Source organism: Staphylococcus pasteuri (assembly GCF_030547725.1).
In the GTDB taxonomy this organism is placed as follows: Bacteria; Bacillota; Bacilli; order Staphylococcales; family Staphylococcaceae; genus Staphylococcus; species Staphylococcus pasteuri.
In genome coordinates, this window is record NZ_JAUOQO010000979.1 from 1 (window position 1) to 236 (window position 236).

Sequence of the window (236 nt, forward strand, 5' to 3'; positions counted from 1 at the left end):
GTTTACTGCAGTAGAACAAACAAGGATGATGAATGAAAAGCTGGATAGTTTATTGGCATTTGGAACTGTTGAGCAAGCAACTAGTTTAATTGGAAAACCTGTTGAAATCCGCAGTGGAACATCAAATCAACCAGGAATTGTTAAGGCTGTTGAATATACAGAAAACGGCCCTAGTTTGACGGTCGACACTGGAAGCAGTGAGTACTTAAAAGGAATTTCTATCTCTGACATAACGG

At 39.4% G+C, this 236-nt stretch carries 1 protein-coding gene; it reads left to right on the forward strand.

Going from position 1 to position 236, the window contains the following annotated elements; translation table 11 throughout:
* Window positions 1-28 precede the first annotated feature (28 nt).
* Window positions 29-236 (forward strand): hypothetical protein (locus tag Q4528_RS16105; protein WP_303522773.1); only part of this gene is annotated, 208 nt, incomplete at its 3' end.